The organism is Streptomyces prasinopilosus (assembly GCF_001419695.1).
In the GTDB taxonomy this organism is placed as follows: Bacteria; Actinomycetota; Actinomycetes; order Streptomycetales; family Streptomycetaceae; genus Streptomyces; species Streptomyces prasinopilosus.
Genome location: NZ_LIRG01000338.1, coordinates 14929 through 29421, shown reverse-complemented (window position 1 = coordinate 29421; position 14493 = coordinate 14929). Strand labels below are relative to the sequence as shown.

The 14493-nt window shown below is 70.6% G+C and carries 11 protein-coding genes and 7 pseudogenes; 4 read left to right on the top strand and 14 right to left on the bottom strand.

The window, feature by feature from the left end; all coding sequences use genetic code 11:
• Positions 1–131 precede the first annotated feature (131 nt).
• Complete coding sequence (locus tag AOK18_RS15220) at positions 132–497, top strand: transglycosylase family protein (protein WP_055694704.1); 366 nt, start codon at positions 132–134, stop codon at positions 495–497.
• A gap of 386 nt (positions 498–883) precedes the next feature.
• Positions 884–1873, top strand: a complete 990-nt coding sequence (locus tag AOK18_RS15215; protein ID WP_055694707.1) for an aldo/keto reductase — start codon at positions 884–886, stop codon at positions 1871–1873.
• 229 nt (positions 1874–2102) lie between these two features.
• On the opposite strand, the gene AOK18_RS15210 is transcribed toward AOK18_RS15215, so the two are convergent.
• The 6 genes and pseudogenes from AOK18_RS15210 to AOK18_RS15190 form a co-directional block, all read right to left on the bottom strand.
• Positions 2103–2993 (bottom strand): LLM class F420-dependent oxidoreductase, encoded by an 891-nt coding sequence (locus tag AOK18_RS15210; protein WP_055694703.1) that lies wholly within the window; start codon positions 2991–2993, stop codon positions 2103–2105.
• A gap of 466 nt (positions 2994–3459) precedes the next feature.
• Positions 3460–4249 (bottom strand): annotated as a pseudogene (locus AOK18_RS30935) (IS5 family transposase); the annotation flags it as partial.
• Positions 4250–4254: 5 nt separating this feature from the next.
• A pseudogene (locus AOK18_RS35390) lies at positions 4255–4452 on the bottom strand (transposase); the annotation flags it as partial.
• Positions 4453–4825: 373 nt separating this feature from the next.
• Complete coding sequence (locus AOK18_RS15200) at positions 4826–5653, bottom strand: ribonuclease BN (protein ID WP_055694701.1); 828 nt, start codon at positions 5651–5653, stop codon at positions 4826–4828.
• A gap of 333 nt (positions 5654–5986) precedes the next feature.
• Positions 5987–6534 (bottom strand): annotated as a pseudogene (locus AOK18_RS15195) (nitroreductase family protein); the annotation flags it as partial.
• A 241-nt stretch (positions 6535–6775) separates the two neighbouring features.
• Positions 6776–7103, bottom strand: a pseudogene (locus AOK18_RS15190) (helix-turn-helix domain-containing protein); the annotation flags it as partial.
• A gap of 93 nt (positions 7104–7196) precedes the next feature.
• Between AOK18_RS15190 and AOK18_RS33050 the strand changes: the two are divergent.
• Positions 7197–7538, top strand: coding sequence for a hypothetical protein (locus AOK18_RS33050; RefSeq protein ID WP_157865107.1), 342 nt, complete (start codon positions 7197–7199; stop codon positions 7536–7538).
• A gap of 33 nt (positions 7539–7571) precedes the next feature.
• On the opposite strand, the gene AOK18_RS15185 is transcribed toward AOK18_RS33050, so the two are convergent.
• The 6 genes and pseudogenes from AOK18_RS15185 to AOK18_RS33350 all read right to left on the bottom strand — a co-directional run bounded on the left by AOK18_RS15185 (position 7572) and on the right by AOK18_RS33350 (position 10997).
• Positions 7572–7946: a hypothetical protein gene (locus tag AOK18_RS15185; RefSeq protein WP_157865106.1), complete on the bottom strand. Its 375-nt coding sequence runs from the start codon at positions 7944–7946 to the stop codon at positions 7572–7574.
• A 588-nt stretch (positions 7947–8534) separates the two neighbouring features.
• Positions 8535–8777, bottom strand: a pseudogene (locus tag AOK18_RS30915) (transposase); the annotation flags it as partial.
• Between the two features lie 131 nt (positions 8778–8908).
• Positions 8909–9484, bottom strand: coding sequence for a hypothetical protein (locus AOK18_RS15170; RefSeq protein WP_240503188.1), 576 nt, complete (start codon positions 9482–9484; stop codon positions 8909–8911).
• Positions 9485–9673: 189 nt separating this feature from the next.
• A pseudogene (locus tag AOK18_RS33045) lies at positions 9674–9787 on the bottom strand (IS5/IS1182 family transposase); the annotation flags it as partial.
• A gap of 116 nt (positions 9788–9903) precedes the next feature.
• The gene (locus AOK18_RS30910; protein WP_240503189.1) at positions 9904–10737 is read right to left on the bottom strand and encodes a class I SAM-dependent methyltransferase; all 834 of its coding nucleotides are present in this window, start codon (positions 10735–10737) and stop codon (positions 9904–9906) included.
• Positions 10738–10859: 122 nt separating this feature from the next.
• A complete protein-coding gene (locus tag AOK18_RS33350; RefSeq protein ID WP_167738691.1) occupies positions 10860–10997 on the bottom strand; it encodes a YcaO-like family protein in 138 nt (45 codons plus the stop codon).
• 123 nt (positions 10998–11120) lie between these two features.
• Between AOK18_RS33350 and AOK18_RS33345 the strand changes: the two are divergent.
• Positions 11121–11579: pseudogene (locus AOK18_RS33345) on the top strand (aldo/keto reductase); the annotation flags it as partial.
• A gap of 32 nt (positions 11580–11611) precedes the next feature.
• Here AOK18_RS33345 and AOK18_RS15150 read toward each other — a convergent pair.
• The gene (locus tag AOK18_RS15150; RefSeq protein WP_055694694.1) at positions 11612–12868 is read right to left on the bottom strand and encodes a serine hydrolase domain-containing protein; all 1257 of its coding nucleotides are present in this window, start codon (positions 12866–12868) and stop codon (positions 11612–11614) included.
• 312 nt (positions 12869–13180) lie between these two features.
• A protein-coding gene (locus tag AOK18_RS15145; protein ID WP_099048881.1) for an IS3 family transposase occupies positions 13181–14424 on the bottom strand; the annotation gives its coding sequence in 2 pieces (ribosomal slippage) (positions 13181–14136 and positions 14136–14424; 1245 coding nt in all).
• Positions 14425–14493 lie beyond the last annotated feature (69 nt).

Sequence of the window (14493 nt, the reverse complement as noted above, 5' to 3'; positions counted from 1 at the left end):
CGACGCGACCACGGGCCCGGTGCGCGGAAGTCGCACGCCGAGCGGCAGGAGGAGGACAGCGTCGCCCGACCGGCTCAAGAAAACGGCAGCCGACGTGCCGTCACCCCGAGGTGTGGAGTAACAGTCTTCCTATGACTAGCAGACGCAACGCTCATGAGAGCAGCACGTGCAAGGCTCACGGCAGCCGGATCCGCACCGTCCTGATGGTCCTGACAGCCGCGGCTGTCCTCGGCGTGCCCGCCCAGGCGGTGGCCTCCCCGTCGACCGTCTCGGGGACGGACTGGGACGCCATCGCCGCCTGTGAATCCAGCGGCAACTGGCAGGCGAACACCGGAAACGGCCACTACGGCGGTCTGCAGTTCACGCAGTCCAGCTGGGTCGCGGCCGGTGGACTCCGGTACGCCCCGCGCGCGGACCTGGCCACGCGCAAGGAACAGATCGCCGTGGCCAAGCGGTTGGCCCGTCTCCAGGGGATGTCGGCCTGGTCCTGCGCCTGAGCGTCCGGCCCTTCCCGGGGAGGGAACCGGATCCCCCGGGAACGTGGCCGGTCGAGGACGGGCGGACGGGCGGACGGGCCGTGAACGGGGAGGCCAAGGGCCCGTACGCGCAGCGGTCGTGACGTGGGGGCAGCCGGACGGCTACGACGTCACGCCGGCTGCCTGCCCGCCTCCCGCGGCGCGGCCGGCTGTTCCCGGGCAGGCAGGCCCCGTCCCCACGGGGCGCTCGGTACGCGCGGCGACCGGCCGCACCCCCGCCGCCGTGAAGCCCGTACCGCCCGGTGCCCCTCCCGGGATGCCGGGCGGGGGAGTCTGCCGCTGGACGGATGAAGGGCTTCGTGCCCCCGAACGACGAACGAGTGCGCAGGGAAAGGCTGGAACACGGCATGCACGAGCGCAATCTGCGGGACCTTCGGGTCTCCGCCATCGGTCTGGGATGCATGGGCATGTCCGCCTTCTACGGATCTGCCGACCGGGAGGAGGGGATCGCGGTCATCCGGCGTGCCCCCGAACTCGGAGTGAACTTCCTCGACACCGCACAGATGTACGGGCCGCTCACCAACGAGTCGCTCGTCGGCGAGGCGATCCGAGGACACCGCGACGAGTACGTGATCGCGACGAAGTTCAACTACCGGATGGACAACGCCGTACCCGGGGACATCGACACGGTCGGCCCCCAGGACGGGTCGGCCGAGCACGTCCGCAGCTCGGTCCACGGCTCCCTGCAGCGTCTGGGGACCGATCACATCGATCTGTACTACCAGCACCGGGTCGACCCGAACGTACCCATCGAGGAAACGGTCGGCGCGCTGGGCGAGCTGGTCGCCGCGGGCAAGGTCCGGTACATCGGCCTGAGCGAGGCGAGCGCGGAGACCATCCGGCGTGCCCACGCCGTGCACCCGATCACTGCGGTGCAGAGCGAGTACTCGCTGTGGTCACGGGACGTGGAGGCCGAGGTGCTGCCCGCCTGCCGGGAACTGGGCATCGGCTTCGTACCGTACTCGCCGCTGGGCCGCGGCTTCCTCGCCGGGCGGTTCACCTCGCCGGACGAGCTGGACGCCGACGACTGGCGCCGCCAGAACCCGCGCTTCCAGGACGCCCATCTGGAGGCGAACCTCCGGCTGGCGGCGAAGGTGAAGGAGATCGCCGACGAGAAGGACGTGAGCCCGGCCCAGCTGGCCATCGCCTGGGTGCTGGCCCGGGGTGAAAACCTGGTGCCGATCCCGGGCACCAAGCGCCGCGCCTACCTGGAGCAGAACGCCGCCGCGGCCGACATCACGCTGACCGGGGACGACCTGGCCCGCATCGACGCGCAGCTGCCCGAGGCCGCGGGCGAGCGCTACGACGAGGCAGGGATGCGCACCATCGACCGCTAGTCCGGTCCTCACCGGGGCGAGGACCGGCGCCCGCTCGGCCACCACGCGGAACAAGGGCCGACGCCATGGCCGGCCCGTTCGCCCGGCTGACGAGCACGGGCTTCCCGCCCGCCCCGCGACGCTGTCCGAGCGGAACGGGGGCGTTGCCATGAGGGCCGACCGGCCTGGAACGAGGCGGGCATCAGCGGTGGCGCCGCCTCCCTGACGGATCGTCCACCCGTACCGCCTCCTACAGGTCGTCGGCGAACACCTCGGCCAGCTGACGCCATTCGGTCCGCGGCAGGCCGGCACCGCCCTCGTCGGCGGTGAGCACCTGAAGCGCGACGTGGTCGGCGCCGGCGTCGAGGTACTCCCGGGTCCGGGCCCTCACCCGCTCGGCGTCGCCCAGGGCGAAGAGGGCGTCGAGGAGACGGACGCTGCCGCCGCCCTCGAAGTCGCTGTCCGTGAAACCCAGACGCAGCAGGTTGTCGGTGTAGTTGGGCAGTTGGAGGTACATCGCCAGCATGTTCCGCGCAGTGGTGCGGGCCCGGTCGAGGTCGGTGTCGAGCACGACCGACAGCTCCGGGGCGAGCAGCGCGTCGGGGCCGAGCACCTCGCGTGCCTCCGCCGTGTGCTCGGTGGTGACGAGATAGGGATGCGCGCCCAGCGCCCGGTCGGCCGCGAGCTTCAGCATCTTCGGGCCGAGCGCCGCCAGGACTCGATGTCCGGGGTTCACGGGCGGGGTGGCGGCGTCGAGTGCGTCGAGGTAGTCCACCATCGCGCTGTACGGCTTCGTGTACTGCGGCACCATCGGGCCGTGGCTGACGCCCAGGCCGAGGACGAAACGCCCGCGCGCGCTCGCGTCGATCGCCGCGATGCGCGCTGCCACCTCCTCGGCGGTGTGGTCCCAGATGCTGAGGATGCCGGTGGCCACGGTGACCGTGCGGGTGGCGGCGACGACAGCCGCGGCGTCATCGGGAGAGGGGCTGCCCCCGATCCACAGAGTGCCGTACCCCAGTTCTTCGAGCTCGGCGACCGCGTCCGCGATCGCCTCCTTGCCCGCGTCGTGTGCCCGCGCCCCGTGCAGGGCGCCGCTCCAGATGCCGACCCGTCCGAATGCCTCGCGCGTTTCAGAAGTCATGGTGTGATCAACCGTGACTCGTGCCCGCTATTCCCGGCCGGGAGGGCATTCACCCGTCTGCCGCAATCCAGCACCCGGTGCGACAACGACCGGGACGGCCACGGCTGCGTCAGCTACCGCGGCTGAACCCGAAATCACACGCCGCCGGCCTCATGACGGGGAGTGATGACGAAACCGCGGACCGCGGCATCATGCCGCCGGACCGCCCACGACCTGCCGGGTCCTCTCCTCGGCCCGCGACTCGTACAGCGCGCCCGCGTCCGCCCCGAACCGCGGCGGACGGCGCTTCATGGCCGGGAGAGGTCCGTTCCCGGGTCCTTGGGATCCGGCGCCCTTGCGTCCAGGGTCAAGGGGCAGGGCCCCGGCGGCCCGCCATCCCCGCGTGACACGGCCGGCCACCCGCCCAGGCGTACGGGACAGGTGGCCGGGGGTGCGTGTGACCTCGTACTAGGTTCTGTCCGGTGGATCACTGGCGGAGCCAGAGCCGGATCGCAGCGGCGGTGACGGTGCCGTGGAAGACGTAGGCCCGCTTGTCGTAACGGGTCGCGACCGCGCGGAAGTTCTTGAGCCGGTTGATGGTCCGCTCGACCTCGTTGCGGCGCCGGTAGTGGTCGCGGTCGAAGCCGGTGGGTCTGCCGCCTTCTCTGCCTCTGCGGCGGCGGTCGGCCCGCTGGTCCTTCGGTTCCGGGATGGTGTGCCGGATGCGGCGTCTTCGCAGGTAGCGGCGGTTGCGGCGGGAACTGTATGCCTTGTCGCCGCTGACGTGGTCGGGACGGGTTCGGGGTCGTCCGCCCAGCGGGCGGGGAACCCGGATCCGGTCCATGACCTCGATCATCTGCGGGGCGTCGCCCCACTGGCCCGGCGTGAGCAGGAGGGCCATGGGCCGGCTGCCGCCCTCGCCGGCGAGGTGGATCTTGCAGATCAGTCCGCCCCGGGACCGTCCGAGTCCCTCGTCGGGGCGGTGGTGCCGGGGCGTCGTCCCTTTTCGGGACCCGAGGCCGGGCCTTGCGGGCGCCGGCCGCGTGCCGATGAGCCCGGCAGGACGTCGAGTCGACGCCGACCATCGACCAGTCGATCCGCCCCGCCAGGTCGGCGTCGGCCTGGACCGCGTGCAGGACCCGGTCCCAGGTACCCTCCGCCGACCAGCGGCGATGCCGCTCGTAGACGGTCTTCCATGCGCCGTAGCGTTCCGGCAGGTCCCGCCACGGGACACCGGTGCGGACTCGGAACAGGATCCCGTTGAGCACGATGCGGTGGTCCAACTCGGGCCGAACGCCGGTGGCAGCTGCCGCCAGGTGCAGCCCGAGGTCGCCACGAAGATGATCGCGGCCAATGCTTCGCGGTCATTCGCTCGACGCCGACCGCCACCCTGCGGACGTATGACCTCCGTCGGCGGTACCACCCGCCGGAACAGCACCCGCAACTCGTTTGGCACCAACTGCTCCACCAGATCAGCCATGCACGGCTCAACGAACGATCACGTCATAAGGAACGGCGTCTTAACAGCCGGGAAGACGCGCCGACGCCTTGCACGACATGCCGTACGCCAGCGCACGCACGGCGGCCCGGCTCGCCGGAGTCGGTGGGGCTGCGGCAAGTGCCGCAGAAGGACGTGCGGGGCCAGTGTGAGCACGGCTCCCCGGGCGATGTGCTTGCGCGAGCGAGCCATGCGCTGCCTTCCTGCCTTCCTGCCCGATGAGTGAGTCGTCCCCGCATGAGGGGAGTCACGCGGAGCCGCGGAGTCGAGACCCACAGGTCCGCAGACGGTGAGCAGGGGAGCGAGGGCGAGCGCCGGCGCCAGGCGCGGAGCCTGTGCCCCGGCGCCGTACGCGTCAGTCGTCGGCCGGTTCCGTCCCGATCCGCGCGGGCGGATTCCTGGTGAACCGGTGCCCGTGGTGGTCGAGGAGCCAGCGGCCGAACAGGGCGCCGCCGAAGATGACGAATCCCACGCCGATGAGCCACGACTCGACGATGAGGACGACACCGACTGTGCCGTAGCTGATCGCGTTGTTGACGATCAGTGGTGTGAAAACGAAGGAGGAGAAGCTCCGCAGACTGATCAGGCCCGCCATGGTGGCGATCGCGCCCGGAAGCAGGTGCCGCCAGCGGACCTGGCCGCCCAGCAGGAAACGCTGCCCCCACCAGAAGAACAGGACGCCGGTCACCAGCGAGAGGGTGGTCCGCTCAGGCCCGTGCATGGCGTGACGTGCCAGCACTTCCTGGTAGAGGAACGCGGTCAGGACGCACAGCCAGGTCGCCTGACGCCAGACCCGGTGCCACGGCCCGGGAGGCAGGTTCCATACCCGCTCATAGCCGTTCTGGATGCTCCCGCCCAAGGGGACACCGAACACGGCGAGTGCCAGCCCGCCCCACACGCTGGTGGTGCCGACCACCTCGCGCGGCGGGCTGATGATCTCCGTGAGCAGGCGAGCGGACCGGCCGGACAGGCCCATGCCGTACGCGAGCCAGGTCGCGAAGCCGCCCCGCCCGAGCGGATCGGCGGCGGCGACCACGATGAGCAGGGGCGCCAGCGTGACCAACGCCAGAGTGGCAAACCCTAGGGCCCGGTGCATCAGCTCCAGGTCACGGCCGCGCCGCGCCAGGGTGTGGGCGCCCAGCCGCTCCCATCCGTGCCGGAGTGTGCGCAGGTGACGCCTCACGGTGCGCTCCTTGGTCGGCTCGCGTACACGCGACTGTGCCACCTGGCGGCAGGCGGGACAAACCTGGATGCAGCCGTCGTGGTGAGCGAGGCCGCGGGCGAGCGCAGTGATGCCACCTCAGCGGCCGAGGGTGTGGAACATGCTGTCCCTTCGTGCGCGGCGGCAGGAGGGGCCGCGCAGCCCGCCCGGCAAGGGCGCCCTGTTCGGCGCGTGACCGCGTGACGTCGGCGGAAACGCCGGGCGGCCGGGTCGCGATCGTGTTCCCGGACGGAGCGGCCTCCCCCGCCCGGTGCCCGGCAGCGGTCCGGCAGCCCGGCGCCTGGGGCTTGTGGCCTACCAGCGGTTGCGGTGCACGACCTCTTCGACCGGGCGGCGGCGCACCGGACCGAAGTTGCCGCGCGGCCACCCCACCGGGACGGCTGCGAAGGTGTGCATGTCCTCGGGGATGCCGAGGGCCGCCTTCCACTCCTCCTCCAGCATCAGGTGCCAGATGGTGATGTTGGCGGCCAGGCCCAGACCCCGCGCGGCGAGCAGCAGGTTCTGCACGCCCGGGTAGACGCAGGAGCCCTCCGCGAGGGCGAAGAAACGCTCCTGGATCCGCCCCATGCGCGCCGGGGTCTCGGCGAAGTGGTCGCGCTGGTACTCGATGGCGGCGACCATGCGCCCGTACGCGGCCTCGTCCATGTCGGCGGGGGCGTACTTGCCGGTCGTGGCGAGGTAGGCGTCCACGCACCGCTGCCACAGCGGTGCGAGTTCGGCCATGACCTCGGGGTCGGTGACGACGACGTACTCGTAGCGCTGCATGTTGCCGCCGCTGGGCCCCAGACGGCCGCCTGTATCAACCGGTCCAGCGGACGTGCAGCAGTCGGTCTTCGATGACGGTGCCGGTCAGGGGGCGCACGGCCAGCCGGTAGCCGTTGTGTCCGCCGCTGCAGGTGATGGCCCGCTGCAGGTGGAGGCGGACGTTCTGGCTGGGCCACAGTGGCGCCACCAGCGCAGGACCGGGAAGTCGCGGGCGGCGGTCCTGGCACACATGATCTGCACGCCTTCCTCGGTGGCGAACGACTGCGCGGTGTGCAGCAGGGCGCTGTCGATGCCCGTGCGCCGCGCGTGCGGGGCGGTGGCCACCGCGGACGCACTCGGCGAGCGTCCCGTCGAGTAGGACGTACTCCGGTTCGTGCTCGCGCAGGACCTTGAGCAGACCGGACGCCCGGGTGGCCAAGAGATCGATCACCGCAGCGGTGTAAGCGTGGACGGTGCCGACCGAGATGCCGAAGCCGGCGGAGATCTGGGCCGGGGCGTCGTGCTTGCGCAGGTACACCAGACCGACGAGCGCGCGTTGGTGCGGCAGACGTTTCCAGTGGCGGTCACCCTCGCGGGCGACGATGAGCATGGTGACCCACTCGACCAGCGCATGGGGCAGGTCGAGTGCGGCAGAGTAGGAGGTCAACGAGGCGCCTGAGATGATGAGTTGAGACTTCGAGCACTTCCCTCAACGCACGGGTGCCTTGTGCGTTGTGTCCTCACCGCTGTCACCCCATCGGTGGCCACTCTGAGAACGCTCAATCACCGGGGCAGCCCGCCGCAGGACATGCCGCATGTCCTCATGCCTGCTGCGGGTCGGCGTCCCTGGGAAGGCCAGAACGACGACGGCCGCCGCGTCGGCGCCCACGGCACGGTTGCGCGGGCGAGCGGCAAGCCTCGCCTGGTGGCATTCCTGCTGCAACGGGCCGACTTCCTCGACGAGTTCAGCAAGTCCTCCGGCAGTCAGACCCGTGCCCCGCTGTTTGCTGATGATCACCGCACGCGTCGGGTTCCCCACTACCCGGCCATGATCAGCCATCCGGACTTGCCGTCTCACCGCTTACCGTGCACGAGCCCGTAGGGCCCGTCATGCCGAGGCAGTGGAGCGGGGGCGTCAGGACAGCAGCATGCGGGTCCATGCCACGGCCAGGAAGGTACAGGCGAGCGTGAACAGGCCCTGCACCACGGCGGTGACCGGCATCCTGAGCCGGGCGTGCACGACGGACTCGATTGCCGCCACGGCTGGAACGCCCCAGACGACGAGCCACATCAGGAAGGGGACGTCGCGGGAGCGTGCGGTGGGGGAGGAGTGCGGCGCCTGCGCGGTGCCCAAGCCCACCGCCAAGAGCAGAACCGTGCCGGTGACGACGATGATCGCGTCCGCGGCCACAAGCAGCAGGGCGAGCACGATGTCGGTCAGGCGGGAGGGGCGATCGCGGGTCCGGGCAGGTGCCGGAAAAACTTGATCATGCGCGGGCGGCGGGACCATGACTCGACTGCACCACGGAACCGCGGCTTCGGCACCGCACAGGAACACAATGGAGCCCGACCGTGACCGAGGACGCCGGCGGTCATGATGAGGCAGGTCCTTCCGGTCGGATCGGCACCGGACGGGGCCCGCACCGCCGGGTGCGGGCCCCGGGCCGTCGTCACCATGAGGCGATCCTGGCGCATTGGTTACGCCCACTCCACGCCGAGCTCCCACAGTGTGTCCAGCTGCTTTTGGGCGAGCTTGTCACGCCTCGATTCGGTGTTCGAGACCCACACCCTCAGCTCGGTTTCCACCAGCGTAACGTTCAGCTTCTTCGGCTACCCCACCCGGCGCTGAACGTCCAGCCTGTCCACGGATGCCTGGGCCGCCCTGCAGCGAGCAGGCCGGCGACCGCAGTGCCGGCGGCCCGGGCCAGGGGCGTGGTGCGGCCGACGTACTGAAGGCGGTCTCCGCTGTCGTACTCGCCGAGCAGCAGCGTGCAGGGAGCGGACAAGTGGTCAGCCACGCGCTCCCCGGTTTGGAGGAAGTCCCTCAGTTGCTCGTTGTGTACGCCGGACCAACCCATGTAGCGCATTCCCTCGTGGTCCGGGCCTTGGACCACTCGGTGAACCGGCGGTGGGCCGTCGCTCCGGACGGCCCGAACGATGCCGAGGGCAGCTGCTGCCACGTGCAGCCCGACGTCGCCACGAACACGATCGCGGCCAGGACCTCCCGGTCGCCATGGCGACGCCGGCCGCCCCCTTGAGGCCGCGAAGGAGCGGCCGGCACCACACGCTGGAACAGCTCCCACAACTCGTCCGGCACCAGCCGCTCAACGATCCCTGTCACGACCAAGAGCCTATCGAGCCAAATGAGATGACTTCTTACAGAAAGCCGCTTTCTGGGCCACCTGGTGTTCCCGAAGCCGAATACCCAGCATTTCCCCGTTCCTCCTCTGCTTTTTCCGCTCGCTTCAAAAATCACCAGGACGGTGTGAAGGGCGGGACGGACACCGTGCCGTCATCGCCCACGACGATGCGCTCGGCAAGCTGGGCCAGGACCTCAGAAGGGCGCAGTCCCGTCCGGCCGGCCACCACCTGGATCAGTCGGCTGGACGCGGTGGACAGCCGGACCTCCGCCCGCAGTTCATCGGCTTCCTCTCCTCGCCGTTCCCCGAAGGCGGCCGGTGCCGCAAGAGCACCGGCAAACCGTTCCTCACGCTCGCGTGCCCACGCCGAGCCCTGAGCGTCTAGTTCCGGCTCGTACACGCTCCAGCCGGCTGCAGTCATCAAGTCCCTGACGCGTCGCCATTCAGCGTGCTGGGCCCACCAGATGGCAGCCAACCGCTCCCGGTCCATCTCGAAGGCGTAGAAGGAACCGTTCCCCCTCAACTGCTCCGCGGTCTCCCGCTCACGGACAGCGGCCTCCGCGACCTTTTCCGCAACGGCGGCGACGTCCAACCCTTCCGCCTGACGCCGGACCTGATCCCGCGCCACGTCCTGAGCACTCCACATGCGTTTTCCCTTTTCCGGAAGCGCGGGCATCGGGACCCGCATCTGACAAATCCGTTAACGATCACTAGGTGAGCGAAGCGCTGACTTGGGAGTCTAGTGATCGTTTCAGGACTCGCAGCTGTGGTGCGGTGCGTCTCTGAGCTGGGGTTTTTGTGGAGCTGCAGTAGTTGGAGAGGTCCTGACGTGCAAGTTCAGTGATCGAGCCTTCCCCCTTCGCTCTGAGCTGGCCAGACGAAGGGGGAGGCCGGCCTGCTCGACGAGGGCCCGGATCTTCGCATGAGACCGGTTCACCACCTTCTGGCCTGGGAGAGGACCTCTCACCGTCCCCAGCGCAGGGTGCGGACCGTGCCGCCGGTGCTGTCCTTGCCGAAGATTTCATCTGCCGAGCTGGGAGCCGGTGTGCGGGATGCGTGGGTCCTCGAGCACGGACGCTGGAATCGGTGCTCTCGCGGGGCCGGTGATCAGCCCGGCATGATGACCGGTCGTGCTGCTGCGCCTGCTGCCGGTGAGCGGCCGGGGTAAGGACACGGAGACCCTTGCCCTCCGGCATCAGACCACGGTGCTGGAGTACCGACTCGGTGGCGAGAAGGTTCGGTTCTCCCCGAACGATCGCACGTTCCCGGCGGCATTGCTGCACCGCCTGCCCTCGCAGGTGCTACGCAGGATACGGCTGGTGGTGCGTCCGGGCACCGTGCTGCGTCGGCATCGCGATCTGGTCGCACGTCGCCACGCTGCGCGGCCTTCCCGGCCCGAGCGCCCGGGAGGCCGCGGACCGTGTACTCCGTCCGGCTGCCAGTGCTGCGGCTCGTCCGCGAGAAATTCCACCGGGGGTACCGCCGCATCCACGGCGAATCCCTCGTTCTGGGCGTTACGGTGGCCGCCTTCACCGTCTGGGAGGTGAGGATCAGGCGGACCCCGGGTGCCAGGGCCCGGCCGAGGTCACGCACCGCGGCCGTCCGGTTCGCCGCGAGGGCGAAGGCGTCCACGCACACCGCGCCGTGAACGCTGCGGTCGGGCAGGCCGATGTCGTCCAGGGAGGCGATACGGAACGCGGCCCGGCCGGCGGGGACGAACCGGCTGCTGCGGGCGGTGGCCTGCGCGACGGCGACGGGCGAGACGTCGAAGCCTTCCAGGCGGGCCGCCAGCGCGCGGGCGAGCCACAGCCCGGCGCCTCCGGTGCCGCAGCCGGCGTCGGCGAGGACCTGGCCGGGCCGTAGCCGGGCGGCCAGCAGCCCCAGCAGGGGCCGGTCGCACGAGCTGGAAGCGGCGACCTCGTGAGGGTAGTCGTCGCCCATCGCCGTGGCGTACAGGCGGGCGACCAGTGTGCTGCGGTCCCGCGCGGTGTAGAAGGCGTCGAACTGGGCCGCGAGCCGCATGACGGGCGCGGGCGCGGGCGTGGTGGCAGGAGGGTGGCTTGTCATCGGGGCATCGCCCTTCGCATGCGGGAGTGGGTGCCGGGGCACACGACCTGCACCGCGTGGATCGGCGCGGACCGCTCGGACAGGTCCAGGGCGAGCGGTTCGTGCCCGGTGACGTGCGCGATCCGCAGGGCCACGTCCTTGACCTGGGCGGTGAAGCCGGCGCCGGATGCCGGGCCGAAGTGGGCCGTTGCCTGCGGCCACGGGAAAAGCCTCGCAGTGCGGGCCGGGCGGAAGGGCGAGACGTCGAACGAAGCGGGATCGCTCGGCAGGTCGTCCCGCGTTCCCGCGATGGCGGCGGTCGTGGGGCGGTCTCGCAGGCCGGGGCCGTGCTGCTGGTGGAGACGGTCCGCAGGACCGGTTTGGATGCGGCGCTATCGGCGGTGCTCGCGCCGTGGCGCAAGGCCCGGGCGGTGCACGATCCGGGCAAGGTGCTGCTGGATGTGGCGCTCGCGGTGGTGCTGGGCGGGGACCGCCTGGCCGATGTCGCGATGCTGCGGGCCGAGCCGGCCGTGTTCGGGCCGGTCGCCTCCGACCCGACCGTCCCCCGGCTCGTCGACACCCTCGCCGCCGGCGGGATACGGGCCCTGACCGCCCTCCGCGCAGCCCGCGCCGCAGTACGCGAATCGCTGGAGGCGAGCCTGCGACGTCTGAAAACCGATCGAGTGGACCTGTCGTGGGCCCACGCTCCCGACTACGCGACTCCTATCGAAGAAATCAAGCGGTGTCTTCTGCGGGTGTGCGCCCCTGCTCACCCGCGCTTCCGGTCGGCGCACACCGCCCGGTCCAGCAGGCGGACCGCGGCCTCCGCCTGCTCGAGGAAGCGCTTCTCGTCACCGAAGCGCGTGGTGAAGACAGCGGCCGCGGCCGACACCCGGCCGTCGGGCGTGACGGCGGTCTCGGAGGCGGTGCCGAAGGACGTGCCGCCGTGGTACCAGATCCCGCCCCCGCAGCCCTCGGCCGGGCGCCAGGCGAGGCCGAGCCCGTAGCGGGTCCTGCCATCGGTGGCGTAGCCGGGTGCCGGGACGGTGGTGCGCATCTGCTCCAGCTGCTCCGGCGGCAGCAGTTGGCCGCCCATCAGGGCGCGCAGGAAGGTGTTCATGTCGCGGGTGGTGCTGATGATGCCGCCGTCCGCGCCGCCGCCCACGGCCAGCGTGGTGTCGGTGAGGTCGTCCCGGCCGGGGAACTGCGTGTACCCGGCGGCCGTCGGCATCGGCACGTACGGCGAGGTGTCCGGTATCAGCGTGCGGCGCAGCCCCAGCGGCTCGATGATCCGGTCGTGCACCTCCTGCGCCCAGGGGTTGCCAGTGGCCTTCTCGATGACCATCCCGAGCAGCACGTAGTTGGTGTTGGAGTACGCCCACTGCGTCTCGGCGCCCGGATCGTCCGCGTCCGGCAGCCAGCCGGGGGCGCGCTCCATCGCCACGGCGACCTGCTCCTCGGGGGTCTGCGAGCGGAACCGCTGTGCGTGGAAGCGCTCGGGCGTCAGCTCCGCCGGGTCCTCGAAGGCGATGTCCGTGTAATTGGCCAGGCCGCTGGTGTGCTGGAGCAGGTTGCGCAGGGTGATGCGGCTGCCGTCGTTGCCGTTGCCGGCGACCACCCCGGGCAGCCACTGCTCGACGGTGTCGTCCAGGCTCAGCGTGCCCTCGCCGACGAGCTGGAGCGCGGCGACGGCCGTGAAGGTCTTGGTGTCGCTGCCGATGCGGTAGTAGGCGTCGAAGGGCACCCGGCCCCCGTCCTTCAGGCTCGCGGTGCCGGACCGGGCCTGCGTCTCGCGCCCGCCCGCGTCCCGGGCGAGCACCGTCAGCCCGGTGGCTCCCGTGTCCCGTACCGCGTCCGCGTCCCGCTGCAGCCGCGACCGCGCGTCCCCGCCGCCGGTGCCCATGGCCTCGGCCGTGGTGCCCGGCCCGAGAAGCGATGCGGTCCCGATTGCGGCGACCCCGGCCACGGCCAGCCCCGCACGCCACCGTCCGGACCGGCCCCACCGCGCACTCTTCGTGATCTCCATGGCCGGAACGCTACGGAGGGCCGGCGCCGCGGACCATCCAGCTGGCTGCCCGGACGGGGGTGGGGCTGGCCCCCTACCACCCGGCGGCCACCGCCCTCCTTGCCGCACCCCCTGCTGATTGTGCCGGTGAGAAGCAGCAACGCGTGATGGTGAGTTCTAGAGGGCGTTTGATCTAGGCGGATTACCCTTTACGTCCTAGCCTCGCGCTTTCACGAGGTGGGCTGTCCGGCTGGTGATCAGGAAAGCGGAAAGTGCCTCTGACCAGCGAGAATGAGGATTGGTGAGTGAACCGCTCCGGGATCGGTGGAGGCTCTATGCGTTGACTCCGGCCGCCGGTCGGGGCTGGTGTTGAGCGTAGTGGCTGGTCTCGTGCTCGTGGGGCGGGATGTCTCCGATCGCGGTGTGGAGGCGCTGGTTGTTGAACCGGTCGACCCATTCCGCGGTGCCGAGTTCGACGTCGGCGAGGCCGTGCCAGGGCCTGCGGGGCTTGATCAGCTCGGTCTTGTAGAGGCCGATCTGGGATTCCATGAGCGCGTTGTCCAGGGCGCCGCCGACGGTGCCGATCGAGGCATCGACACCCGCCTCGACCAGGTGCGCGGTGAACGCGAAGGACGTGTACTGGCCGCCGGCATCCGAATGATGAACGAGACCTGGTCCAGCGGGAGTTCCGGCGCGGTCGCGGCGCCACGGGGCCATGTCGAGGGCGTCGAGGACGAGCTTGGCCCGCTTGCTGGTCGCGGCGGACCGGCCCACGATCGCCCGGGAGAACACGTCCACGACGAACGCGACGTAGACGATCCCGGACCAGGTGGCGACCCAGGGGAAGTCCGCGACCCGTCTTTCGTTCGGCCGGGACGCCGTGAAGTCGCGTTGCAGCAGGTCAGCTGCCCGATCATGGCCGTCGTCCCGGGCGGTGGTGCGGATCTTCTTCCCTCGCCGGGCGCCCTCCGGGCCCAGATCGCGCCTCGGCCGGGCGACGGTGCAGCGGGCCACCGGTATGCCCTCGCGATGCAGTTGCCGCCAGGCTTTCCTGACCCCGTAGACGCTGAAGTTGTCCGTGTGGACGCGGCTGATCTGCGCCTTCAGTTCGGTGTCGCGGACTGTTCGGGTGCCGGGTGTGCGGTTCTTCGCCGCGTAATAGGTGCTCGTCGCGATCTTCAGTCCGTGGCTGGTCAGGGCTGGGCAGATCGGCTCGACTCCGAACACCTTCTTGAACTCGTCGATGAACGCTACGAGTGCTTCGACGGCCGGTCGAGCTCGGTCGCGAAGAAGGCCGAGGTCGCCTTGAGGATCTCGTTCGCCCGCCGCGGTTCGGCGTTCTCCGCCTTCAGGCGCTTGCTCTCTGCAGCCTCGTCCGAAGTCACGCCCGGGCGCCGGCCGGTATCGACTTCGGCTTTGCGGACCCAGGTCCGCCCCGTCTCAGCGGCACCGATCCCGAGCTTCGCGGTGACCGCCTTCATCGCGGCCCACTCGGTCGGGTAATTCGGGCGGACCTCCGCGACCATGCGCACCGCACGCTCACGAAGCTCGGCAGGATAGGGGGACGGGCGTGCCATGACTCGATCCTCTCCGGGAATCGAGCCTCCGACAGACCCGGAGCGCTTCAAGGTGGTCCTCGTCGACGA